Here is a 22,632-nt window from a genome sequence, read left to right on the forward strand (position 1 = left end):
AGGATGATGTGGCAAACCAGGTACAGGATCTGACCCCGGACGAGGTCTCCAAGGGTGTCGCGGAAGGGCGCTATCTGCTCGTCGATGTCCGCGAGCCGAACGAGGTCGAAGCCGAGGCCTACCCCTACGGCGTTGTGGTGCCCCTCTCGACCTTCGATCCCAAGGCGATCCCCGATCCGCAAGGCAAGGAGGTCGTGTTCGCCTGCCGCTCAGGCAAGCGCTCGGTGACGGCCTCGCTGGCGGCGCAGGCGGCGGGCCTGCCTTACGACAAGCATCTGGCCGGCGGCATGCTGGGCTGGAAGGCGGCGGGTCTTCCCAGCAAGGTCGGTGGCTGACCTCGCGATGACGACCAAGAGCTCCTCGCTGAACAAGGTCTTCGCCGACCTTCCCGTCACCATCTTCGAGGCGATGTCGCAGGCCGCGCGCGACAATGCCGCCATCAATCTCGGCCAGGGCTTTCCTGACGATCCCGGCCCCGAGGACATCCGCCGTGCTGCGGCCGACGCCTCGCTGAACGGCTATAACCAGTACCCCTCGATGATGGGCCTGCCAGAGCTGCGCCAGGCGATCGCGACCCATTACGGCCACTGGCACGGCCTCAAGCTCGATCCGATGAGCGAGGTGATGGTGACCTCCGGCGGCACCGAGGCGCTGACCTCGGCCATCCTCGCGGTGGTGCAGCCCGGCGACGAGGTGGTGTGCTTCCAGCCGGTCTATGATTCCTATCTGCCGATCATCCGCCAGGCCGGCGGCATTCCGCGCCTCGTCCGCCTCGAGCCGCCGCACTGGCGGCTGAACGAGGACATGCTGAAAAGCGTCTTCAATTCAAAGACCAAGGCGGTGCTGTTCAACAATCCCTTGAATCCGTCCGCGGTGGTCTATCCGCGCGAGGATCTCGAACTACTCGCGCGCTACTGCCAGGAATTCGACGTCATCGCGATCTGCGACGAGGTTTGGGAGCATGTCACCTTCGACGAGCACAAGCACATCCCGCTGATCACCCTCCCGGGCATGCGCGAGCGCACCATCAAGGTCGGCTCGGCCGGCAAGATCTTCTCGCTGACCGGGTGGAAGATCGGCTTCGTCTGTGCCGCGCCGCCGCTGCTGCGCGTCGCCGCCAAGGTGCACCAGTTCCTGACCTTCACGACCGCGCCGAACCTTCAGGCCGCCGTTGCCTACGGCCTCGGCAAGCCGGACGAGTACTTCCTGTCGATGCGCAAGGACCTGGCGCGGAGCAGGGACCGCCTGACCAGGGGGCTGGAGAGCCTCGGCTTCCCCGTGCTGAAGTCGCAAGGCACCTACTTCCTCACCGTCGACCTGTCGCCGCTCGGGCTCAACGAGAGCGACACCGAATTCTGCTGGCGGATCGTGAAGGACTACAAGGTTGCGGCGATCCCGGTCTCGGCCTTCTACGAGCAGGACCCCGTGACCTCCGTGGTGCGCTTCTGCTTTGCCAAGAAGGACGAGACGCTCGACACCGCGCTGGAGCGGCTGTCGGACGCGGTGCGCGGACGCAAGAGGTAGATCCAGATGACGAACGTCGGTCGCTCCGGGCTTTGCCTTACTTTTGCAATTGCCGCCGCGCTGACGTTGCTCTCACCTCCCGCAGGGGCCGAGGAGCGGGTCGTCAACTTCTACAACTGGTCCAACTACATGGCGCCGGATGTCCTTGAGGCCTTCACCAAGGAGACCGGCATCAAGGTGGTCTACGATACCTTCGACGCCAACGAGACGCTGGAGACGCGCCTGATGGCCGGCAAGTCCGGCTATGACGTCGTGGTGCCCACCGCTTATTTCCTGCAGCGCCAGATCAAGGCCAACATCTTCCAGAAGCTCGACAAGTCGAAGCTGCCGAACTTGGCCAATGCCTGGCCGATGGTGAACCAGCGTCTTGCGACCTACGACCCCGGCAATGTCTACGCCGCCAATTACATGTGGGGCACGACGGGCATCGGCTACAACGTCGCCAAGCTGAAGCAGATCCTGGGGCCCGATGCCAAGATCGACAGCTGGGACATCGTCTTCAAGCCGGAAAACCTGGCAAAATTCAAAGACTGTGGCGTGCACATGCTCGACTCCGCCGACGACATCTTTCCGGCGGCGCTGAACTATCTCGCGCTCGATCCGAACTCGACCAAGCAGGCCGACCTCGAGAAGGCCGCCGATGTCGTCGCAAAAGTCCGCCCGTCCGTGCGCAAGTTTCACTCGTCCGAATACTTAAGCGCGCTCGCCACCGGCGAGATCTGCTTCGTGGTCGGCTGGTCCGGCGACATCATGCAGGCCCGCGCCCGCGCCGCCGAAGCCAAGACCGGCATCGAGATCGGCTACGCAATCCCGAAGGAGGGGGCGCAGATGTTCTTCGACAATCTCGCGATCCCCGCGGATGCCAAGAACCTCAGCGAAGCCTACGAGCTGATCAACTATCTCTACCGTCCCGACGTCGCCGCCAAGAACTCGGACTTTTTGTCCTACGCCAACGGCAACCTCGCCAGCCAGAAGCTGGTCGATCCGAAAATTTTGAACGACAAGAACATCTATCCGGACGAGGCGACACTCGCAAAATTGTTCGTCATCACCGCGCGCGAGCCGGCGACGCAGCGGGTCATCAACCGGCTGTGGACCAAGGTGAAGACGGGGCGGTGAGGGGCTGCACTCGTCATTGCGAGCGAAGCGAAGCAATCCAGAATCTCTGCGGAGGCATTCTGGATTGCTTCATTGCTTCGCACCTCGCAGTGACGCGCTTACCGCCACCTTCTGTGCAGCCAGAGCCACTGCTCCGGATGCTCGCGGACCCAGCTTTCCACCACGCTCGTGATCGCCTGCGTCGTGCCCTGGATGTCGATCTTGCCGTCGGCATCGCGGACCGGCTTGATCTCATCGGTGAGCTCGCCGCGAAAGCGGCCGCCGGGCAGGCGGATGATGCGGGCGCCGTGGATCGGGCATTCGATCTGGCGCAAGAGGCGCGCCAGCATCGGATTGGCGCGGGTCTTGCGGCCGAAAAAGGTGACCTCGACGCCGCCGGTCAGGTACTGGTCGATCAGCATGGCGACGTGCTTGCCGTCCTTCAGCGCCTGCGCGAGTCGCAGCGGCGCATCGCGGCCCGCAGGGATCAGCGTACCCATGTTGACCTGGCGCATCTCCTGGATGATGCGGTCGGCCGAGGCGATGTTCGGACGGCGGTAGAGGATCGCGGTATCCAGCCCGTGCGCGACGGCGGCGAGCGCCGGCAATTCCCAATTGGCGAGATGCGCGGCGAAGATCAGCGCCGGCTTGCCGTCGTCGCGGATCTGGTCGAACAGCTCGATGCTGCGCTTGGGGAGTTCGATCCGGCTCTTCTCCGGATGGTCGCGATCGTAGTCCCAGACGTGGTCCATATGGGCGAACTCGGCGCCGACGCGGCCGAGATTGTCCCAGACACCCATCAGGATGGCTTCGATCTCTTCAGCCGACTTTTCCGGAAATGCCGCGGTGAGGTTGGCGCGACCGATGCGGTGCTCGCGCAGGCGCGGGCCGATCGTCTTGGTGACGCGCGCGAAAAAGTCCGAGGTCTTGACCGGATCGAAATAGCGTGTGGTCCGCAGCATGGCGACGGTGGCGGCGCCGATCAGGCCTCCGCTGACCGACTTGGCTGCATTCCGCGCGCGAATCTTCGTGCTGATAGGAATCAGCGCCATGCGTCCGATCAGGCCGGTTCGCGGGTCAGGATCAGCGAGGCGTTCTGGCCGCCGAAGCCGAACGAGTTCGACATGACAGCGGTGACGCGGGCGTCGCGCGCCGTGTTGCCAACCACGTTGAACAGGATCGTCGGATCCGGGGTCTCGTAGTTGATCGTCGGCGGGATGCGCTGATGCTCGAGCGTGAGCAGCGAGAAGATCGCCTCGACCGCGCCGGCGGCCGAGATGGTGTGGCCGACCATCGACTTGTTGGAGGTGACCGGAATCTTCTGCGCGAGTTCACCGAACACGGCCGATGTCGTGTTGAACTCCATCTTGTCGTTCTCAGGCGTCGCGGTGCCGTGCGCGTTGATGTGGTCGATCTGGTCCGGCGTCATGCCGGCATCGGCCAGCGTCTTGTTCATGCAGCCGATGATCGGCTTGCCGTCGGGCGAGGAACGGGTGCGATGGAAGGAATCGGTGAGCTCGCCGCAGCCGGCGATCACGCCGAGGATTTTTGCGCCGCGCGCGACAGCGGCTTCGTAGCTCTCCAGCACGAGGGCGCCTGCGCCTTCGGCCATGACGAAGCCATCGCGGTTCTTGGAGAAGGGGCGGGAGGCCGCCTGCGGCGGATCGTTCTGGGTCGACAGCGCCGAGAGCAGCGAGAAGCGCACCAGCGCTTCCGGATTCACGGTGCCGTCGGTCGCAACGCAGAGCGCGGCGTCAGTCTCGCCGCGGCGGATCGCTTCGACGCCGAGCTGGATCGAGGTCGCGCCCGAGGCGCAGGCCGTCGACAGCGAGATCGGCGAGCCCTTGGTGCCGAAGGTCTCGGCGAGGTACGCGGCCACCGAGCCGAACATGAAGCGGTGGTGATAGGCGCTGTACTTGCCGCCGCCGGAGATGCGCAGCAGATCGTCGTAATTGAAATCGGGCGCGCCGACGGCGCGGCCGAGCTCGCGGCGCTGCGGCCATTCCACCTCGACCGGTGCGACCGCGAGGAAGAGGGGGCCCGGGAAGTCGGCCTTGGCACCAATGCCGGCCTGCGCGAGCGCTTCCTCGGTCACCAATTCAGCCATCCGTTCGGACAGGCCGGTGGACGAGAACGGATCGACGCTGACGAAATCGACAGTGCCCGCCATCGTGGTCTTCAGACCGTCGACCGGAAAGCGCGTGATGGTACGGATGCCGGATTCGCCGGCGACGAGTTTCGCCCAATTGTCGGCCTTGCCGGCACCGAGCGAGGTCATGATGCCCATGCCGGTGACGACGACGACGGGGCGCCCGAGTTTGTCGCGTGGTGCAGTCATGTCGATCCCCCGAGTGAGCTAGCTAACTGCCTCGACCAGCGCCATGCCTTCGCCGCGCCAGTGTCCGGCTCCCACCACCACAATCTGGGTGGGCGCTCCCTGCATTTCAATCTCGGTGCCCGTGGAATCGTTCGGCGGGAACAGCGCACCCCGCGAGATCGACAGCGCGGCGAGCGCAATGCCGAGCGGGAATTGCGTCTCCATGGTGTGACCGAACATCGTGCCGGTCGAGCGCACCGGGAAGTCGGCGTGGGCCTTCAAGAAGCCGCGCTCCTCCGAGGTCGCGGGCTCCGCACCCGTCGCGCCCGAGATGATCGCGCCCTTACCCTCGCGCTTGGGCAGCTTGGCCCACAGTTGCTCCAGCGTCGCGGTCATGTCGCCGCTCTGCTTGCGCCGGGCGAGATCGGCAACGACGCTCGACAGCTTCGCGAACGGCTTTGCACCGCGCGCTTCCGCATGTGCCCGCGACTCCAGCACCAGGAAGGCGCCGGCCGAGCCGAGTGCGAAGCCGGGATGGTCCTTGCGTGCCCACACGGGGGCGAACTTGTCCTTCAGGTTGAAGTCGCCGAATTCGTAGAGGACGAGCAGGTCCTTGCGCTCGCCATTGTGCGAGCCGCCGACCAGCGCGATGTCGCTCTCGCCCGAGGCGATGCGCGACAGCGCGATACGGGCGGCATCGGCGCCGGCAACCTCTTCGCCCATGAAGGTGCGCGAGGTGCCGCCAAGACCGTGCACGATGGCGATGTTGCCGGCGAGCAGGTTGGAGAGCTGCGCCAGGAACAAAGTGGGGCGCAAATCGCTCATCAGCCGTTCGTTGAGGAAGCCGGGCGCGTTCGCCCCCTTGGCCTCGGCGGTAAGCACGCCAGTGTCGACATTGAGATCGCGCTCGCCGCCGCCGGCGGCCACCACCATGTCGATCTTCGACAGGATGTCCTTGTTGCCCTTGATCCCGGCGGAATCGAGCGCAAGGCCCGCCGCATAGGTGCCGATGCGCTGCCAGGCTTCCATCTGGCGCTGGTCGCCCTTCTTCGGGATCTGGCTGTCGAAGGTAACAGGCATCAAGGGATGCACGATGTAGGGGGCAAAACCCTTCTCGTCGACATTGATGCGCTTCTCCTGAAGCGCGGCCCAGTTGGCGTCCAGGCCCTCGCCGAGCGAGGTGGCGAGTCCAATGCCGGTGATCCAGACTTCGGTCTGGTCTGGCTTCGTAGCGGAAGTGTCAGTCATGGCTATACGGCCTGTTGCGGAAAGCCGACGCGCTCGGCGACTTTCGCCATGTACCCGCGCATATCCGCATTGGGGAAGGGAATCAGAGTGAAGGTCAGCGCCGAGTTGGCGCGCAGCTTGCCGCCGACCCTGATCTTGGCTTCGGTCATGGCGTAGCCGGAGCCTTCATGCGTGAGGCTCGCCTCGATGCTCATGAGATCGCCCGGATAGACCGAACCGCGGACCTTGGCCTCCTTCACGGCGGCAAGGATCGGCATGCGCTCGAACTTGAACACGCCGAGCTGAAGCCAGCCCGAGGCCTGCGCCATCGATTCGATCAGGAGCACGCCGGGCATCAAGGGGTAGCCCGGGAAGTGCCCCTCGAAGATGGTGCTCTCCTTCGGGACCAAGGCTTCGACGACGATCGTCTTCTCGTCGACCTTGAGGTCGACGATGCGATCGATCATGTGGAAGTATTCGAGTTGCATGACCGAGCGCTTAGGCGCTCGCGCCCTTGGCCGCAACCAGTTCGTCGATGCGGGCGCACAGGTTTTTCAGCACGAAATACTGCTCGGTGGTCGCTTTGCCGTCGTTGACCTCCTGGGTCCATTTTTCCAGCGGCAGCTTGATGCCGAACTGCTTGTCGATCGCGAACGCGATGTCCAGGAAATCGAGGCTGTCGATGCCGAGATCATCGATGGCATGGCTATCTGGCGTGATCGTGTCGCGCGGAATGTCGCAGGTTTCAGCGATGATCGTGGCGACCTGATCGAATGTGGAAGACATCACTAAGCCTTTGATATATTGCGGATATTTTTCAGGTTATCCAGAGTGGCACGGTGGGTGGGCATCGCGCCCCTGATGACGCCCTCAAACCCCCCTCTGGCCGGGTCGAAAGCCCGTATATCGGAGCGCCGCCCTGAGTTCAATGGAGCCGGGCAGGCGAGGAGACGGGGCTGGGGACGCCCGCCGGAGCCCTTTCCGCCGGGGCCGGCGGCAGATCGGGCCTAGAGCAGATTGAGCCTAGATATGTGGCGTCGTGATCTTGACGCAGTCGCGACGGCCCATCAGCACGCAATCCTGAGTCCGGCGCAGGTCGGCGATGCTGACCGCGAGCCAAATTCCGATTGCAGTCAGCGCGATGGTAAAGGCCAGCGCCGCGATGTTGGCGAGCATGCGACGGCGGAAGTCGTCCGGCTCGGCACGGGGCTGCTCGTAGCGTGACAGGTCCAACGGTTCGGGTGCGACGCGCAACGGCTGCACGGTGCCGCCGCCGCGGTGGGCCGTCGGGGAAGGGGAGTTGCGCGGCCTGAACTGGAGCACCCGGTGCTCGTCGTCAGAGCTTATGGGCCGCTGGCTATTCATGGGGCTGGGATCACTCCGAAGCAGCGGTTTTAGATAGCATAGGTGGTGAACGCGTGGCAGAAAATCTTCTCAATGCCTGCGTGCATTCGTGCGCTTGCACTATTTGTACATGGATCAGTGTGGAGCGATCGCGGAACCAGCCGTCATATCGGCGGCAGGACCGAGGATTGCGTTGCAACAACGGGCATAGCGATGGCCAAGGACTTCACGCCTTCGTTCCCGTCTACATGGGCTTGTGATCTCCGCGTCCTTCCGAACACGTGTTGTCGCCGCAACGCCCATGTCATAGTCGAGGGAACCTAGATCACCAGTCCCAACCATGCGAGGGGCCTTCGACCATGACCACGACCAACGCGCGCGAGCCGAGAGTGCATCCGGTCCCGATCCTGTCGCTCCGGCCGACGCAGATGACGGTCGGCATGCGCGAGGTCAAGGAGAAGCGCCAGCGCTGGCGCGAGCATGACAAGAAGAAGCAGGCCGATCTGCTCGGCAAGCACATGATCCCCGTCGTCTATGGTCCGGACGAGCGCTACTACGTGATCGACCATCATCATCTCGGCCGCGCGCTGCACGATGAAGGCGTCAAGCAGGTGCTGGTGACCATCGTCGGGGACCTCCGCATGGTCGAGCGCGAGGCGTTCTGGGGTGTGATGGACAACAAGCGCTGGGTCTACCCTTACGACGCCAAGGGCGGGCGGCGGGGGTTCCGCGACCTGCCGAAATCGATCGCCGATCTCAAGGACGATCCGTTCCGCAGCCTTGCCGGCGAATTGCGCCGCATGGGCGGCTTCGCCAAGGATACCACGCCGTTCTCCGAATTTCTGTGGGCCGACTTCCTGCGCCGAAAACTCTCGCGCAAGGTGGTGGAGGCCGATTTCGACAAGGCCATCGAGAAGGGGATGTCCGCGGCCAAGAGCAAGGATGCGATCTATCTGCCCGGCTGGTGCGGTCCGGCGGACGATGATTAGAGGTATCAGGAATCGGGTGTTGTGATTCACCCCGTGCCTCTAGTGAGCTGACCATTATGCGCGGCCGCTCGCGTCAGTCGCGCTGGAAGATCCTGGCGCCGGGGTAGGCGCGGCGGGCGTAGGTGATCACCAGCGCGCGGTCCTGGGTGTCCAGGAACGGCGTTCGGATCCGGCACGACCCGACGATGAGGTGCCACAGGCCATTGAGTTTCTGGATCACGACTTTCATTTGAGTATTCCTTGATGACTCCCGTTCCAGCGAACGCTGCTTGTCGCCTTTGGGGCCGCAGCCGCACAATTCTCGACATGCCGGCGATCTGCTGCAAAATACGTCGACCATTGTTAGTTGGTTACGGCACGCGCCCAGATAAGCCGCGTCTCATCACAGCCGCTTGAGCGAAATCAAAATCTGCGTCCACGAAACCGTCCTGAAACAGAGCCGTCCCATCTCTATGGTGTAGACGAGCTCACACAGGAGGCGAACATGCGCCGTCTGGTTTTCGTAATTGCCTTGCTCGCGGTTGCTTCGGCAGGAATCTCGGCATCGTTTGCCGCCGTTCATCACGCCAAGTCGTTGACGTTCGCAGAGCGCTTTGCTCCGGCACTCGAGTTGATGGCGAAGCGCTAGCGGCAAAGCGCCTCGCTGGTGCGGTCCGGCGGACGACGATTAGAGCGTCCGCCGAAGCGCGGCGATTGCATCGCTGCGCGCGAGCCTATGGCTTCAACCGGCCCCGTCTCGATCGATGGTCCGCAGCCGCACGAAGGCTGCCCAGGCCTGCGGATACTCCTTGCCGGCGGGATCGATCGCAAGCAGCGCGCAGCGTGCTTGCTTGATCTCTTCCGATGACACACGCTTCGTCGGAGCCTGCAATTTTCTCGACTGCTCCCAGCGGGCCTCGATATCCTTTGCAAGCGCCAAGGCCTCAGCGGCTGTTCGCTCCTGCGCCGATTTCACCGGGCATTGGCCCGAGGCGAGCGCCGGCCATGCGACCGGCGGCCGATCGGCCTGCCAGATGGGTTCGCTCTCCGGTGCGGCCTTCACCTCCGAACCTGAAGGCCGCCCTGCCGGCGCCGGTCCTGTCCCGACCGGACCCGACGAGGGGCCCGATCCTGGCGCGACCGCTGCTGTCTGCGCGGCGAGTTGGCCAAGCTGTTGCTCCATTGTCCCGCCGGTGGATTGAGGGATGACCTTTCCGACGACCTTGGCCACCGCCAGCGCGCCGGGTGCTATCGGCATTTGTTGTTCGGCAGTCCTGACATCGGCCGCGGTTGGGCACGACTTGTAGGGAGAGTGCTGGGAGGTAATCCGGCCGTCGTCGTCGACCCGGGCGAAGTCGCTGGCGACGGTGTAAACGAACGCGGCATCGATGGAGTGGCCGGCCTTGTTCTTCGCTTTCACCGCGCCGCATACGTATCGCGCAGCGTCTGCCTCGACTGTTCGCAGGCCGCTGAAATGAGCCGAACTCGGCTCGATGAGCATGCGAGAGACCGCCGCTCGGGCCTTGCGATGCTCAGACTGAAGCATGCTCCATATTTCATCGGGATTGATGACGTCGGGCTGAAAGTTCCACGCGTAGCCAACTCCGAAGAATGCTGCGCCGATGCACGTCGCGATGATGGATGCTCGCAGGTTCATGAGATGGCGCCCTTTAGCAGGCACGACTCGTCCGCATCTCCGCCCGTGGTCTTGGCGGAAACTGTAGAGGTTGTGCCGAAGTGTTTGCGCTAGTAGGGGGCGAGACTCTTAATAAAGCGTGTGAGATTGTAGAATTGATTCGGTTCCCGTTAGGCGGGAACTTTATTTCCTTGCTGGCGGCGTCATTGTTACACGCCCATCGTCTGCGGCCGCGCTGCTCGCGGACTGTCTTTGGAGCAAGCAAGGGGCGGCTGAATTCGACGGGCCAGCGACATCGCGTCCCAGGCACGGCTTGACATGCCGCAAATGCGTGCCCGTGCCGGTCGGTACTGTCCGCCTGCATGATTGTCGAAGCAGCGTTGCGCCCCGGTGTCGAGGGCGAGGTGGGCTCCAGGTCATGCTGACTGGAGACATCACAATGAGCCTCATCTTTCGCATCGTCTTTATCATCGCCGGCGCGGTCACCGCGCTGTTCGTCGCGCGTGATGCCCTGAACTTCACCATCATTCAGACCTTTGTCGCCGTCCTGCTCGTGACGGCCATCGTGGGCGCTGGAAGTCTCTGGAGCCTGCGGCGGAAGACGTGAGCAAGGCAGAACGTGGCGGTTCGGCCGGTCATCGCGGCGAGTGCGGCGGTGGATCGTCAGCGGCGGGAATTCATGCAGTCAGAGGAAGGCGAGCGCGAGACGCTAAGGCCATTTCATTAGAACAGATCCAGTCTACATAGATTCTACGACACGAACGTCCAAAAGACTTTGATTGTGCGTTCGGAGTCTCTGCATGGTCGTTCCCGTAAATTCGGGGACTGGGAATGCTGGAATTTGTGTTTGACGCACGCGCAACGAAGCGCGGGCGCGTGTCAATGTTGTGCGGTCTTCTCGCCCTTCCATCTGCCATCGCCCTCGGCGGTAGCGCGCACGCGCAGAGCGCGAGCGGAGCATCGGTCCTTCCGCCGGTCGTGGTCGAGCAAAGCGGCGCGAACAAGCGCCAGCTTACTGCGCCGCGCAACGCGCGATCCGCCGGCACCGGACGCGCGCGCTCACGGGCGGCACGACAGCCGGCCCAGGGTGCCCCTCAACAGGCCGCCGTTGCTGCGGAACGCGGCACGGATCCGGTGAGGGGGTTCGTACCCGTCGTCAGCTCGGCCGCGATGAAGTCCGACGTGCCGATCCTCGAGACACCGCAATCCGTCTCGGTCGTCAGCCGCGATCAGCTCGACGCCCGCTCGGTCACGACGCTCGCCGAAGGATTACAGTATGTTGCGGGGCTCGCGGTGCAACCGGGCGGCAAGGACCCGCGGTTCGACAACGTCTTCATCCGCGGCTTCGACAACAACGGCTACGGCGCCTATCGCGACGGACTGCGCGAGGTCGGCGATCCCGCTTTCTTCTCGCTGTTCCGCAACGAGCCCTACGGCTTCGAACGCATCGACGTCATCAAGGGACCGAGCTCGGTCATGTACGGGCAGGGCGCACCGGGCGGCCTCGTCGACGTCATCAGCAAGCGGCCGCCCGAGCGTGCCTTCGGCGAGATCGTCGGTCAGTTCGGCAATTACGACCGGTTTCAGGGCGCATTCGACGTCGGAGGTCCCGCGACCAAGGATGGCACCTTGCTCTACCGGTTGACCGGCGTGTTCAGGGATTCCGATGCACAGATCGCCAATTTCTCGAACTTCGTGAAGGACAACCGGACCTATATCGCTCCCGCCGTGACCTGGAAGCCGACCAACGATACGACCCTGACCATTCTTGCCGACTACACCCACGACGTGACCGGCAATGCGTTTCCGCTGTCGATGTTTCATTTGACTGGTGCGAAGATCACCAATATCACGGCGCTGCCGCTGTTTCTCGGCGATCCCAGTTACAACAAGTTCGATCAGGAGCAGGAGCGGGTCGGGTACCAGTTCGAACATCGCTTTAGCAATAATCTGATCTTCGAATCGAAGGCCCGATACGGCCACAGCGAGCTCGACTATCGCTATCTGACGTTCTCCGGAAATCCGCTCGACACCTTCACGGTGTTTGGACGGCGCGCGGTGCGCACGGTGGAGCAGTCCGATTCACTGTCGACCGACAACCATCTGATCAGCAAGTTCAGCATGGGGCCGCTTCAGCATACGGTGGTCTCGGGCATCGACTATCTGACGCTCGACATGGCCAACCGGACCTATTCTGGTAGCGCGCCCTCGCTCAGCCGGATCAATCCGGTCTACGACCAGACCGTTGTGGTTCCGATCTCACTCTTCATCCCCTCGGCGAACCAGACGATCGACCAGGTCGGTGTCTACGTGCAGGACCAGATGAAGCTCCAGAACTGGATATTCACGCTGGGTGGCCGTTACGATTCATCCGAGCAGAACACATTTGCGCTGATGACCAACAAGACCACCGACACCAAGGATTCCGCCTTCACCAAGCGAGGGGCCGTCTCTTACGTGTTCGATTCCGGGGTCGCGCCTTACTACAGCTATTCGGAATCGTTCCTGCCGACACCAGGCACGGATTTTGCCGGAAGTCCGTTTAAGCCGACCACATCACAGCAGCATGAGGTCGGCGTGAAATATCAGCCGTCGCGGACCTTGCTGATGACGGTGGCGCTCTACGACCTGACGCGGCAGAATTCACTGACGACCGATCCGGCTCACCTCGGCAGCTCGGTCCAGCTCGGCGAAGTGAACTCGCGCGGCGTCGAGTTCGAGACGCTGGCGCAGATCATGCCAGGGCTGAATCTCGTGGCGACCTACACCAACCAAGACGTCAGAGTGACGCAAACCACCGGGGCCGACCTTGGCAAGGTGCCGACACTCGTGGCCCGCCAGATGGCATCGGCCTATCTCGACTACACGGTGCAGGGCGGGACATGGGACGGATGGGGGCTGGGCGGCGGTGTCCGCTACAACGGGCCGACCTTCGCCGATCCGGCCAACACCATCGTCAACGAGGGCTACGTCGTGTTCGACGCCGGCCTGCATTATCGCCAGCCGAAGGGTGTGAACCTGGCGCTGAACGTGAAGAACATCGCCGATCGCGTCACTCTCGCTTGCACGACGAATGGCGGCTGCCAGTACACCAGCCCGCGGACCGTCACGGGCACGGTCAGCTATCGCTGGTAGAGGCCATGGTTCAAGCGCGCACAATCCGGCTATGGTCCCGCGTTCACACTTGGACCTCGCTCGTGTGCATGCTGTTCCTGCTCATGCTGTGCGTGACGGGGCTGCCGCTGGTGTTTCACGACGAGATCGACGATCTGCTCGAGGATGAGATCGCAGCTCCCGCCATGCCGGAAGGAACGCCGCGGCTCTCGCTCGACCGGATGATCGCGGCGGCGCAGGCGCGCTTTCCCGGTCAGTACGTCCTGCTTCTCAACCTGAAGCAGACGGAGCCGCTGGTGACGGCTGCGGTCTCTCCGACCGCCGTCCCGGCGCCGGGCAACTTCCATCGGCTCACTCTCGATGCGCGTACGGCGACCGTGCTTGGCGAGGAGGCGCCGCATCAAGGCGTCATGGATATCGTGTTGCGGATCCACAAGGATATGTTTGCAGGCCTGCCCGGCGAGCTGTTTCTCGGGGCGATGGGGCTCGTGTTCGCTGTGTCGATCATATCCGGTGTCGTGGTCTATTGGCCGTTCATGCGCCGGCTGGATTTCGGTACGATCCGCCGGCGATCGTCGCCCCGCGTCAAATGGCTCGACACCCATAATCTCCTCGGCATCGTCACCGTGACCTGGACGATGGCGGTGGGCCTCACCGGCATGATCAACACGCTGGCGACGCCGCTGTTCGACCTGTGGCGGGCGCAGCTCATTCCCGTGTTGCTGGCGCCTCATCTGGGCAAGCCCGTGGCTCCGATCCCGTCGGTTCAGGCCGCTGTCGAGCTCGTCCGTGCAAGATTTCCGGATCGCCTGGTCACCTCGGTGACGATGCCGACGTCGGCGCGCTTCGGCAGCCCGCAGCACCTCGTCGTCTGGACCAAGGGCGCCACGCCCTTCACGGCGCGCATGCTCCAGCCCATGCTGGTCGACGCCAACGACGGCAAGACGATCGTTGCGCCCGAAGTGCCGTGGTATCTGAAGACGCTTCAGGTCTCGCGCCCGCTGCATTTCGGCGACTACGGCGGGCTTCCGCTGAAGATCGTCTGGGCGCTGCTGGACGTGATTGCGATCATCGTCCTCGTCAGTGGAATCTATCTCTGGGCGGCAAGAAGAAGGTCGTCGGTCCGCCGCAAGCCGCCCGGCGCAGGCCAGACTGCAGCAGCCGGTGCCTAGTCCCATGCTCTCTTCCGTTTCCAAGACGGACGTTTCGAACCGGGCCCGGAATCACAGACGTGCCTGGGATGTGTTCCGTATTCCACTCCTTGTCGGCTTAGTCTGCGCCGCGGGACTCGGTCTGGCACTCGTTGGAGATGGGATCTGGGATGGGCTGTCGTGGCTGGCACTTTCGTTGCCGGTCGCGCTTGCAGTCTTCAATTGGCATCGCGCAGGTCGCTCGCACTGACGGCGCAACCGTCGACCGGGCTGTTATGGGTGCTGCCCTTTCGGGCCGCTTTCGACGTCGTGCGCTTCGTCCTTGCCGCCAAGCATCCGATGCAGCCGGCGCTCGAGGCGGCGGCCGACGGTCAGCAGGATGAAGGCCAGCGCCAAGGCGACGACGACGATCTTCCATTGTCCGGCGCCGCAAACGATGCCGAGGCAGGCGGCAAGGAAGGTGCAGGCGGCGCTGGTCAGGCCCCGAACGCGAAACCCCGTGCTTTGGTGCACGATGACGCCAGCGCCGAGAAAGCCGATCCCGGTGAGGATGCCCTGGATGACACGGCTGGCGGCGTCGGCGACCTTGGTCGGTTCAGCAAGCTGCAGTGCGAGCAGAACCACGGTCGCAGTGGAGAGCCCGACGATGCCGAGCGTCTTCAGCCCGATCGGCTTGCCGTGCAGGTCGCGGTTCAGGCCGATCGCGCCGCCGGCGAGCGTCGCGGCTCCGAGACGCAGCAGAATTTCGGGCCAGTCCAGCTCGGTCATGTCTTGTCTGTCACTTCTTCCGCACTCGTCGCATCAGGCAGTGCGCGGGCTTTGTTATGGTCAGGAAGCCGGCTTCGCGCCGGAAACATAGTCGATGCGGGCGGCGGCCTCAATGTGCCGAGTTGCCCGCCACGCACTCGCAGTCATCGCCCGACTTGATCGGGCGATCCTGTATTCCAGAGACAGAACTGATTGAATCGAGAGGCCACGGTGTACTGGATGCCCCGATCAAGCCGGGGCATGACAGCGCAATCTGTGGAAGCGGTGTCCGCGCCTTACCGCAGCGGCTTCTTCAAGAGCGAGAAGCGGTCCGGATCGAGCCCCATCGAGGGCTGCAGCATCGGGGCCTCGACGTTGGAGAGCGTCTTGGCCGGAGGGGCCGAGAACACCGGGTCGTTCGGCACGTCGCGCTGCGAGGTGGCACCGCGCCAGCGCTCGAGCACGGCGCTGACGAAGTGCATGTCGTGGCCGGAGGTGACGGACGGTACGCTGCTGATGGTCGCTTCGCCGCGCGGCAGTTGATGCGGCGGCACCTCCTTGAAGCGCAAGCGCGTCGGCAGTGCGACGCCTTCGCCGAAGGCCAGCACTTCACGCGTGCCGAGTGAGGGCACGAAGGAGAGCAGGTTCGCGGCGGCGTCCGACACGGCGGCGCGGAGCAGCGCCTGGTCGCGCTCGTTGGCAAGCCGCATCGTGAACAGCGTGTTGCACTGGGAGATGATGGTGGCGTCGAGCTCGGCCGGACGCTGGGTGATGAGGCCGAGATAGACGCCGTATTTGCGGCCTTCCTTGGCGATGCGCGACACCGCCTTGCGGGTCGGCCCGAAGCCGATGTTGCGGTCGGCGGAAGCGTAGCGATGCGCTTCCTCGCACACGAACAGCAGCGGCGAGACGCCGTCGCTCCACAGGCCGAAGTCGAAGGCCATGCGACAGAGTACCGACACGACGGAATCGATGACCTCGGCCGGGAAGCCGGCGAGCTGCATCACCGTCATCGGCTTGCCGTTCGCCGGGAGGCGGAACAGATGGCTGATGACCTCGGCCATGGTGTCGCCGCCGACATTGGCGTTGTCGAACATGAAGGTGTAGCGCGGGTCGTTGCGCACGGCCTCGATGCGTGAGATCAGCTTGTGATAGATGATGCGCGAGGAGCGATTCTCCAGCTTGCCCATGCGCTCGTCGATCAGCGACATCAGGTCGACCAGGCGATAGGGCACCGGCGTGTCGACGGTGTAGCCGATCTGCTTGGGATCGATGCGCTTCAGGCCGATGCGGTCGGCGTTCTGGTACTGGGTGTAGACGCCCTTGGCGAGCGGGATCACCTCGGCGAGGATGTCGAGCTCCTCCGGCACGCCGGCGCGGCCCCCGAACAGCACGTCGACGATTTCCTCGAAATTGAACAGCCAGAACGGCAGCTTCAGATTTCGCGGGTTGAGCACCAGCGCGCGGTCGCCGAAGCAGCGGCCATACTCATTGTGCACATCGAGCAGGAAGATGCGCAGGTTCGGGCGCGCCTTCAGGATCTCGTTGAGCAGCAGCGACACGCCGGTGGATTTGCCGACGCCGGTCGACCCCAGCACCGCAAAATGCTTGGACAGCATTTCCTCGACATCGACATAGGCGATGACCGAGCGGTCCTGCTGGAGAAAACCGACATTGATCTGGTCCGAGCCGGTCGGCGCATAGATCGTGCGCAGCTCCTGGCTGGTAATCAGATCGACGGCATCCCCGATGGTCGGATAGTTGGTGACGCCGCGCTGGAATTTCGGCTTGTCGGCGGCGTTGAGGATCTCGCCGAGCAGGTCGACCGAGGCGACCGCGATATAGTTGTCGCTGCCCGACAGGTTCTCGCAGGACACCTCCGTGATCATCGCGACGATGACCGAACTGGCGCTGCGAATACTGACGAAGCGCCCGACGGTCGCCCGAACTTCCGAGATGGGCATTTGGCTTTCCGCCAGGAGCCCGACCCGGGCGAGCGATCCGCGTACCGAAATCACGCGTCCAAAGGATGTCACGATCAATGAACCTGGCAAGAGCAAGGGATTTGCCCCGGACTATGCGCGGCCGTCGCTGCACAAACGGTTAAACGGCGGGCGCGGGCGCTTCGTTAAATCCGCGACAATTCGGTCACGAGGTTTGTTCCGTTGCATCCGTATGGTCAGAAACGGCGGGAAAATACTGCAATTCCGGACCGTTGGCGCCGGAAGCAGTTAAGCAATAGTTTACCATCCGGCCAGTCGGTCCGCCGTTCGGGGGAGGCTGGTTTTCGAGCCGGAACCTCATTCGATTCAGGGTGATGTTTGATTTGTTGACGAGACCTAATCATTTGTACATTAGTACAAATGAACCGGCGGCTATGATGCCGCCTTCGGGCAAAGCGGGCGCGTTGCGGCCCTGCGCCCGATTGCACGATCCGGTCCAACGGATCGCAAGCTTTGCCTGGAGGAAAGCATGCAGCCCGAACCGATCCTCGATCTCGCTCATCTCGGCCATATGGAGCTGCTGACGCCCAAGCCCGACGAGAGCCTGAAATTCTTCGTCGACGTCATGGGCATGACCGTCAGCGGCCAAAAGGGCGAGTCGGTTTACCTGCGGGGCTGGGACGATTACGAGCGCTATTCGCTCAAGCTCACGGCGTCCAAGACGTCAGGCATGGAGCACATGGCGCTGCGCGCGCGCAGCCAGCAGGCCCTCGAGCGCCGCGTCGCTGCGCTGAAAGGATCCGGGTTCGACATCGGCTGGATCGACGGCGACATGGGGCAGGGGCCGACCTTCCGCTGCCGCGACCCCGACGGGCACATCGTCGAGCTCTATTACGAGACCGAATGGTATCAGCCGCCGCCCGAGCTGAAGCCGGCGCTGAAGAACCAGGCCCAGCGCTTCCCCGCGCGCGGCGTCAACGTGCGCCGCCTCGATCATCTCAATTGCCTTGCCGTCGACATCAAGGCCAACCGCGAATTCTTCGAGAACTACCTCGGTTGCCGCCTCACCGAGCAGATCGTGCTCAACGACGGAAGGGAAGCGGCGATGTGGCTGACGATGTCGAACAAGAGCTACGATTTCGCCTATTCACTCGATCATTCCGGCACGCCGGGCCGCTTTCACCACGTCACCTACGCGCTCGACAGCCGCGAGGAGATTCTGCGCGCCGCCGACATCTTCCTGGAGAACGGCATCCACATCGAGACCGGCCCGCACAAGCACGCGATCCAGCAGACCTTCTTCCTCTACGTCTACGAGCCCGGCGGCAACCGCGTCGAAGTCGCCAATGCCGGCGCGCGCCTCATCCTCGCGCCTGACTGGAAGCCGATCGTGTGGACCGAGGAGGAGCGCAAGAAGGGCCAGGCGTGGGGGCTGAAGACGATCGAGTCCTTCCACACTCACGGCACGCCGCCGGTAGAGGTTAAGAAGCACGCCTAGTGGACTGAATTGCGCGCCCGCGCGATCGTCTCGCGCACGCCAGTCCACGCCGGCTTGTCCGGCGCGAACTGCCTGCGCAGGAAGGTGACGAGCTCCTCGATTTGCGCATCGCTCATGCTGTTTCTGAAGGCGGGCATGTAGCCGAGATCGCTCGACACCGGTTCGGTGACACCGTGCAGGATCACCTGCACGAGATTGCCCGACGTGGCGCTGTGCAGATTGCTGTTGAGCGCGAGCGAGGGCCGGCTGCCAAACAGCGGCAGACCGCCGACCTCGTGGCAGACGGCGCAGGCGCCCTGATAGAGGCGCGCGCCGCTGGACGGCGCGACTGTGATCTGGGTCGCGCTTTCGAGCCGTGCCGCAAGCGCGTCCGGCGTCTCGGCTGTGCTGTCGTTGAACGAGTTGAGATAGACCGCCATCGCGCGGATGTCCTGATCGGGCAGGGCTTTGAGATCCCTGACCACAGGCGCCATCGGACCGGCGGCAACGCCGTGATAGCGCGAATGGCCTGTGCGCAAATAGGTGAACAGTTCGTCCTCGCTCCAAGGGATCGGCGCATGCGAGAGCGAGGTCAGCGGCGGCGCTTCCCAGCCTTCGGCGAAGCCGCCGGCCAGATAGGATTCGCGCTGCTCGGCGCCGAGCGCGTTGCGCGGCGAGTGGCAGCCGCTGCAATGGCCGAGGCCCTCGACGAGATAGGCGCCGCGATTCCATTGCTCGGTTCTGTCGGGATCGGGCCTGAACTCGCTGGTCTGATGGAACAGCGCATTCCATCCCGCAAGCAGCGGGCGCAGGTTGAACGGGAAGGTGAGTGCATTCGCCGGCGTCGTCGCGTGCACCGCAGGCTGCGCCATCAGGTAGGCGTAGAGCGCCTGCATGTCGGCATCATCAGTCTTTGAAAAGTGCGTGTAGGGGAAGGCGGGATAGAGCTGGCGGCCGTCGCGATGCAATCCGTCGCGCATCGCCCGTTCGAAGGCGGGATAGGACCAGGCGCCGATGCCGGTCTCGACGTCGGGCGTGATGTTGGTGCTGTGGATGGTGCCGAACGGCGTTTCCAGCGCGCGGCCCCCGGCGTTGAGCACACCATTGATCGTGGTGTGGCACTCCGCGCAATTGCCGAGCGCGGCAAGCTGCTGGCCGCGCGCGATGGTCGCCGTGGAATAGACGGATGTGTCGGGGCGTGCGATCGGCGCAATCGCCCGCCCGGGCAGAAGCGCGGCACCGACGCCGATCGCGGCGGTGCAAACGGCTGCAATCGTCGCGAAGAGGCCGGCGCGTTTGGCGAATGGGCTTTCCCAGATGCGAGACGGCAGCGGCACGGCCGGCGCGGGCAACGCTTGCGGTGTCGCCGGCATCCCGCCGTGCAGCCCCTTCAGGATGCGTTCAGGCGTGAACGGCGGCTCGCGAAAGCGCACGCCGGTGGCATCGAAGATCGCGTTCGCAATCGCCGCAGCGCTCGGCACCGAGGCGGACTCGCCGACGCCGAGCGGCGGCAGGTCCTGACGCGGCAGCATCAGCACGTCGATCTTGGGCACGTCGGGGAAGGGGATGATCGGATAGGCGCCCCATTCGCGTGCCGCCACCGCGCCCCGTTCGAACGAGACCTCCTCCATCAGCGCGCGGCTGGTGGACTGGATGACGTTGCCGTGGATCTGGTGGCGCACGCCGTCCGGATTGATCATCAGGCCGGAATCCTGGCCTGCAACCACGCGGGTGACGCTGATGTCGCCGGTCGATTTGTTCACGGCGACGTCGGCGACCCACGCCGACCAGGCCGCGCCATAGCCGGGAAATTTGCTGTGGACGTAGAGCGCGTAGGCAAAGCCGCGTCCATGCACGACCTCGCCGTCCTTCTCCTCGCGAACCGGGCGCGGCGTCCAGCCGGCGCGCTCGGCCACTGCATTGACGAGATCGACCGCACGCTGGTCTTTCAGGTAACGCAGGCGGTATTCGATCGGATCGACGCCGGCCTCGGTCGCGGCCTCGTCGATGTAGGATTCATGCGCAAAGGTGTTCGGCAGCGCCGAGACGCCGCGAAACCAGGACGCGCGCACGATCGGTGCCATGTCGTGGGCGACGACGCGCATGTGGTCATAGTCATAAGGCGGGATCGCGGTGCGGTCGCCCATCTGGAGCACGACAGGATCGGGCGAGATACGGCCCGTGAGCAACAGCGCCAGCGTCGGGGCGGCGTTCGAGGGATAGCGCGTGGCAAGGTCGTAACCGGCGATGCCGCCATCGGCGTTCAGGCCGCCATTGACGTCGATGAGCTGCGCGGTGCCCTTGGGCTCCCAGGCATGCTCCTGCTCGCGCGTCAGCTGCACGCGCACGGGCCGGCCGACCGCGCGCGACAGCAACAGCGCGTCGGCGGTGACGTCATCCGCACAGTTGCGGCCGTAGCAGCCGGCAGCCTCCAACCTGATGACCTCGATCTCGCTCTCGGGGCGCTCGATCAGCAGGGCAAGGTCGCTGCGCAGCACATGCGGGTTCTGCGTGCCCGACCAGACGCGGATATCGCCGTCCTGAAAATCCGCGACGGCGCAGGACGGGCCGATCGAGGCGTGCATCTGATATGGCCAGACGTAAGTGCGCTGGATCGGCTTGGCCGCGCCAGATATCGCCGTATCGACGTTGCCCTTGTCGATCAGCGTGCGCGGCGTCGACGGATTGGCGCGCAGCGCGGTCGCGACGTCGGCGAGATCGGTGAGGGTGGGCGTCGGTTTCCAGCCGACCTTGAGTTGCTCGGCCGCGCGGATCGCATTCTCCTCGCGCTCGGCGACGACACCGACGAAATCACCGATGCGCACCACGGCGATGATGCCGGGGACGTCGCGCACCGAGGATTCATCGACGGCGATCAGGCTGGTACCGACGAAAGGACCGGCATCGACGCCGGCATAGGGCGGGCGCACGACGCGGCCGTGCAGCATGCCTGATACGCGGATATCGTGCACGAAAGTCAGCTCGCCCGTGGCCTTGGCGGGCAGGTCGACGCGCGGCACCGACTGGCCGACGATGGCATAGTCACCAACGGGTTTCAGGACGACGTCGTCGGCGAGCTCGAGGCGAATGGTCTCGCTGCCGATCAGCTCGCCATAGCTGACGCTGCGGTTGTCGTGCCCGCGCACGAGGCCGTCCTCGATCCTGAGATCGGACTCCGGCAGCTCCAGCCGCTCGGCCGCGCGCGCGATCAAGAAGTGACGCGCTTGCGCTGCCGCCTTGCGCAGGGGGACGGCGGTGATCTGGATGGTCTCGCTCGCGATCGTCGCGCCCTGGTTCGGCACCACCGCTGTGTCGCCGAGCACCACGACGACCCGCGCAAAGGACACATCCAACTCCTCGGCGACGATCTGGCCGAGGGCGGTGCGGATGCCGGTGCCGAGATCGACATGGCCGTTATAGGCCGTGACCGATCCGTCTGCGGTGATGCGGACGAACGTCTCGGAGGTGACCTCGTCCACGGTGCGGACGACGACGAGCGAACCGGATTGCCGCTCAGCTCCATCAGGGACAGGGGAGGTCATCAATCACCGGCCTCGGCGAGCTGGCCCGACGCGCGCATCACGGCGCGCAGGATCTCGACATGGGTGCCGCAACGGCAGAGATTGTAGCGCAGCGCCGCCAGCGCCTCCTGCTCGCTCGGTCGCGGGTTGATCGCGAGCAGCGCCTTGGTGGTCATGATCATGCCGTTGAGACAGTAGCCGCATTGCGCGGCCTGCTCGTCGATGAAGGCCTGCTGCACCACATCAGGCTTGTCGCGCGTGCCGAGCCCTTCGAGCGTCACGATGTCGCGGCCGGCGCAGCCACTCAAGGGGATCACGCAGGAGCGGGCCGCGGCCCCGTCAATCAGGACAGTGCAGGTGCCGCATTCGCCGAGACCGCAACCATATTTGGGGCCGTTGAGCGCGAGGTCGTTGCGCAGCACGTAGAGCAGCGCCGTCTCTGGCGCCGCTGCGATCTCGTGGATCCTGCCGTTCACGGTGAGGCGGATCGGTGCCTGCGTCATCCTCGTTCCCAAGCTCGCGGCCTGTGCTCGCAAATTTACGTCGCGACGATACCGTTTGTACA

The 22,632-nt window shown here is 64.2% G+C and carries 21 protein-coding genes; 9 read left to right on the forward strand and 12 right to left on the reverse strand.

The genetic code is table 11. The features are described 5' to 3' along the window. The first annotated feature begins 8 nt into the window (after positions 1 to 8). Genes IVA81_RS04255 through IVA81_RS04265 form a run of 3 tightly spaced genes read left to right on the forward strand, consistent with a single transcriptional unit; the run spans position 9 to position 2,643 of the window. Positions 9 to 335: a rhodanese-like domain-containing protein gene (locus tag IVA81_RS04255; protein WP_008139644.1), complete on the forward strand. Its 327-nt coding sequence runs from the start codon at positions 9 to 11 to the stop codon at positions 333 to 335. 7 nt (positions 336 to 342) lie between these two features. Continuing rightward, positions 343 to 1,524 carry an aminotransferase gene (locus IVA81_RS04260; RefSeq protein ID WP_247312693.1) on the forward strand — a complete coding sequence of 394 codons (1,182 nt, stop codon included), beginning with the start codon at positions 343 to 345 and terminating at the stop codon, positions 1,522 to 1,524. Positions 1,525 to 1,530: 6 nt separating this feature from the next. Next, positions 1,531 to 2,643 (forward strand): polyamine ABC transporter substrate-binding protein, encoded by a 1,113-nt coding sequence (locus IVA81_RS04265; protein ID WP_247312696.1) that lies wholly within the window; start codon positions 1,531 to 1,533, stop codon positions 2,641 to 2,643. Between the two features lie 98 nt (positions 2,644 to 2,741). On the opposite strand, the gene IVA81_RS04270 is transcribed toward IVA81_RS04265, so the two are convergent. The 6 genes from IVA81_RS04270 to IVA81_RS04295 form a co-directional block, all read right to left on the reverse strand. Then, a complete protein-coding gene (locus IVA81_RS04270) occupies positions 2,742 to 3,674 on the reverse strand; it encodes a lipid A biosynthesis lauroyl acyltransferase (RefSeq protein WP_247312699.1) in 933 nt (310 codons plus the stop codon). An 8-nt stretch (positions 3,675 to 3,682) separates the two neighbouring features. Beyond that, positions 3,683 to 4,960 (reverse strand): beta-ketoacyl-ACP synthase, encoded by a 1,278-nt coding sequence (locus tag IVA81_RS04275; RefSeq protein ID WP_247312702.1) that lies wholly within the window; start codon positions 4,958 to 4,960, stop codon positions 3,683 to 3,685. Between the two features lie 18 nt (positions 4,961 to 4,978). Further along, positions 4,979 to 6,187 carry a beta-ketoacyl-ACP synthase gene (locus tag IVA81_RS04280; RefSeq protein ID WP_247312704.1) on the reverse strand — a complete coding sequence of 403 codons (1,209 nt, stop codon included), beginning with the start codon at positions 6,185 to 6,187 and terminating at the stop codon, positions 4,979 to 4,981. A gap of 2 nt (positions 6,188 to 6,189) precedes the next feature. After that, positions 6,190 to 6,654 (reverse strand): 3-hydroxyacyl-ACP dehydratase FabZ family protein, encoded by a 465-nt coding sequence (locus IVA81_RS04285; protein ID WP_247312707.1) that lies wholly within the window; start codon positions 6,652 to 6,654, stop codon positions 6,190 to 6,192. Positions 6,655 to 6,664: 10 nt separating this feature from the next. Beyond that, positions 6,665 to 6,952: an acyl carrier protein gene (locus tag IVA81_RS04290; RefSeq protein ID WP_007592476.1), complete on the reverse strand. Its 288-nt coding sequence runs from the start codon at positions 6,950 to 6,952 to the stop codon at positions 6,665 to 6,667. Between the two features lie 237 nt (positions 6,953 to 7,189). After that, entirely contained in the window at positions 7,190 to 7,531 is a 342-nt protein-coding gene (locus IVA81_RS04295) for a hypothetical protein (protein WP_247312710.1), read from the reverse strand. A gap of 338 nt (positions 7,532 to 7,869) precedes the next feature. On the opposite strand from IVA81_RS04295, the gene IVA81_RS04300 reads away from it, so the two are divergent. Next, the gene (locus IVA81_RS04300) at positions 7,870 to 8,499 is read left to right on the forward strand and encodes a ParB-like protein (RefSeq protein ID WP_247312713.1); all 630 of its coding nucleotides are present in this window, start codon (positions 7,870 to 7,872) and stop codon (positions 8,497 to 8,499) included. Positions 8,500 to 8,572: 73 nt separating this feature from the next. On the opposite strand, the gene IVA81_RS04305 is transcribed toward IVA81_RS04300, so the two are convergent. Continuing rightward, the gene (locus IVA81_RS04305; RefSeq protein WP_247312716.1) at positions 8,573 to 8,728 is read right to left on the reverse strand and encodes a hypothetical protein; all 156 of its coding nucleotides are present in this window, start codon (positions 8,726 to 8,728) and stop codon (positions 8,573 to 8,575) included. A gap of 255 nt (positions 8,729 to 8,983) precedes the next feature. On the opposite strand from IVA81_RS04305, the gene IVA81_RS04310 reads away from it, so the two are divergent. Beyond that, positions 8,984 to 9,127, forward strand: coding sequence for a hypothetical protein (locus IVA81_RS04310; protein WP_167443344.1), 144 nt, complete (start codon positions 8,984 to 8,986; stop codon positions 9,125 to 9,127). A gap of 93 nt (positions 9,128 to 9,220) precedes the next feature. Here the strand turns inward: IVA81_RS04310 and IVA81_RS04315 are convergent, their stop codons facing one another. Continuing rightward, positions 9,221 to 10,135: a hypothetical protein gene (locus IVA81_RS04315; RefSeq protein WP_247312719.1), complete on the reverse strand. Its 915-nt coding sequence runs from the start codon at positions 10,133 to 10,135 to the stop codon at positions 9,221 to 9,223. 418 nt (positions 10,136 to 10,553) lie between these two features. On the opposite strand from IVA81_RS04315, the gene IVA81_RS04320 reads away from it, so the two are divergent. The 3 genes from IVA81_RS04320 to IVA81_RS04330 all read left to right on the forward strand — a co-directional run bounded on the left by IVA81_RS04320 (position 10,554) and on the right by IVA81_RS04330 (position 14,400). Further along, entirely contained in the window at positions 10,554 to 10,721 is a 168-nt protein-coding gene (locus tag IVA81_RS04320; RefSeq protein WP_247312722.1) for a hypothetical protein, read from the forward strand. 563 nt (positions 10,722 to 11,284) lie between these two features. Next, positions 11,285 to 13,249 (forward strand): TonB-dependent siderophore receptor, encoded by a 1,965-nt coding sequence (locus IVA81_RS04325; protein WP_247313324.1) that lies wholly within the window; start codon positions 11,285 to 11,287, stop codon positions 13,247 to 13,249. A gap of 5 nt (positions 13,250 to 13,254) precedes the next feature. Then, positions 13,255 to 14,400 (forward strand): PepSY-associated TM helix domain-containing protein, encoded by a 1,146-nt coding sequence (locus IVA81_RS04330; RefSeq protein WP_247312725.1) that lies wholly within the window; start codon positions 13,255 to 13,257, stop codon positions 14,398 to 14,400. Positions 14,401 to 14,652: 252 nt separating this feature from the next. Here IVA81_RS04330 and IVA81_RS04340 read toward each other — a convergent pair whose 3' ends face one another. Both IVA81_RS04340 and IVA81_RS04345 read right to left on the reverse strand, forming a co-directional pair. After that, positions 14,653 to 15,147 carry an MgtC/SapB family protein gene (locus IVA81_RS04340; RefSeq protein ID WP_247312730.1) on the reverse strand — a complete coding sequence of 165 codons (495 nt, stop codon included), beginning with the start codon at positions 15,145 to 15,147 and terminating at the stop codon, positions 14,653 to 14,655. A gap of 275 nt (positions 15,148 to 15,422) precedes the next feature. Next, complete coding sequence (locus IVA81_RS04345; RefSeq protein WP_247312733.1) at positions 15,423 to 17,162, reverse strand: DUF87 domain-containing protein; 1,740 nt, start codon at positions 17,160 to 17,162, stop codon at positions 15,423 to 15,425. Between the two features lie 436 nt (positions 17,163 to 17,598). Here IVA81_RS04345 and IVA81_RS04350 point away from each other — a divergent pair, with 436 nt between their 5' ends. Next, complete coding sequence (locus IVA81_RS04350; protein WP_247312736.1) at positions 17,599 to 18,567, forward strand: catechol 2,3-dioxygenase; 969 nt, start codon at positions 17,599 to 17,601, stop codon at positions 18,565 to 18,567. Here the strand turns inward: IVA81_RS04350 and IVA81_RS04355 are convergent. Continuing rightward, a complete protein-coding gene (locus tag IVA81_RS04355; protein WP_247312738.1) occupies positions 18,564 to 22,088 on the reverse strand; it encodes a molybdopterin cofactor-binding domain-containing protein in 3,525 nt (1,174 codons plus the stop codon). The genes IVA81_RS04350 and IVA81_RS04355 overlap by 4 nt on opposite strands. Beyond that, on the reverse strand, positions 22,088 to 22,570 hold the full coding sequence (locus IVA81_RS04360) for a (2Fe-2S)-binding protein (RefSeq protein WP_247312741.1): 483 nt from the start codon (positions 22,568 to 22,570) through the stop codon (positions 22,088 to 22,090). Before IVA81_RS04360 ends, IVA81_RS04355 begins: the two co-directional genes overlap by 1 nt. Positions 22,571 to 22,632 lie beyond the last annotated feature (62 nt).

Source organism: Bradyrhizobium sp. 141, assembly GCF_023074055.1.
In the GTDB taxonomy this organism is placed as follows: Bacteria; Pseudomonadota; Alphaproteobacteria; order Rhizobiales; family Xanthobacteraceae; genus Bradyrhizobium.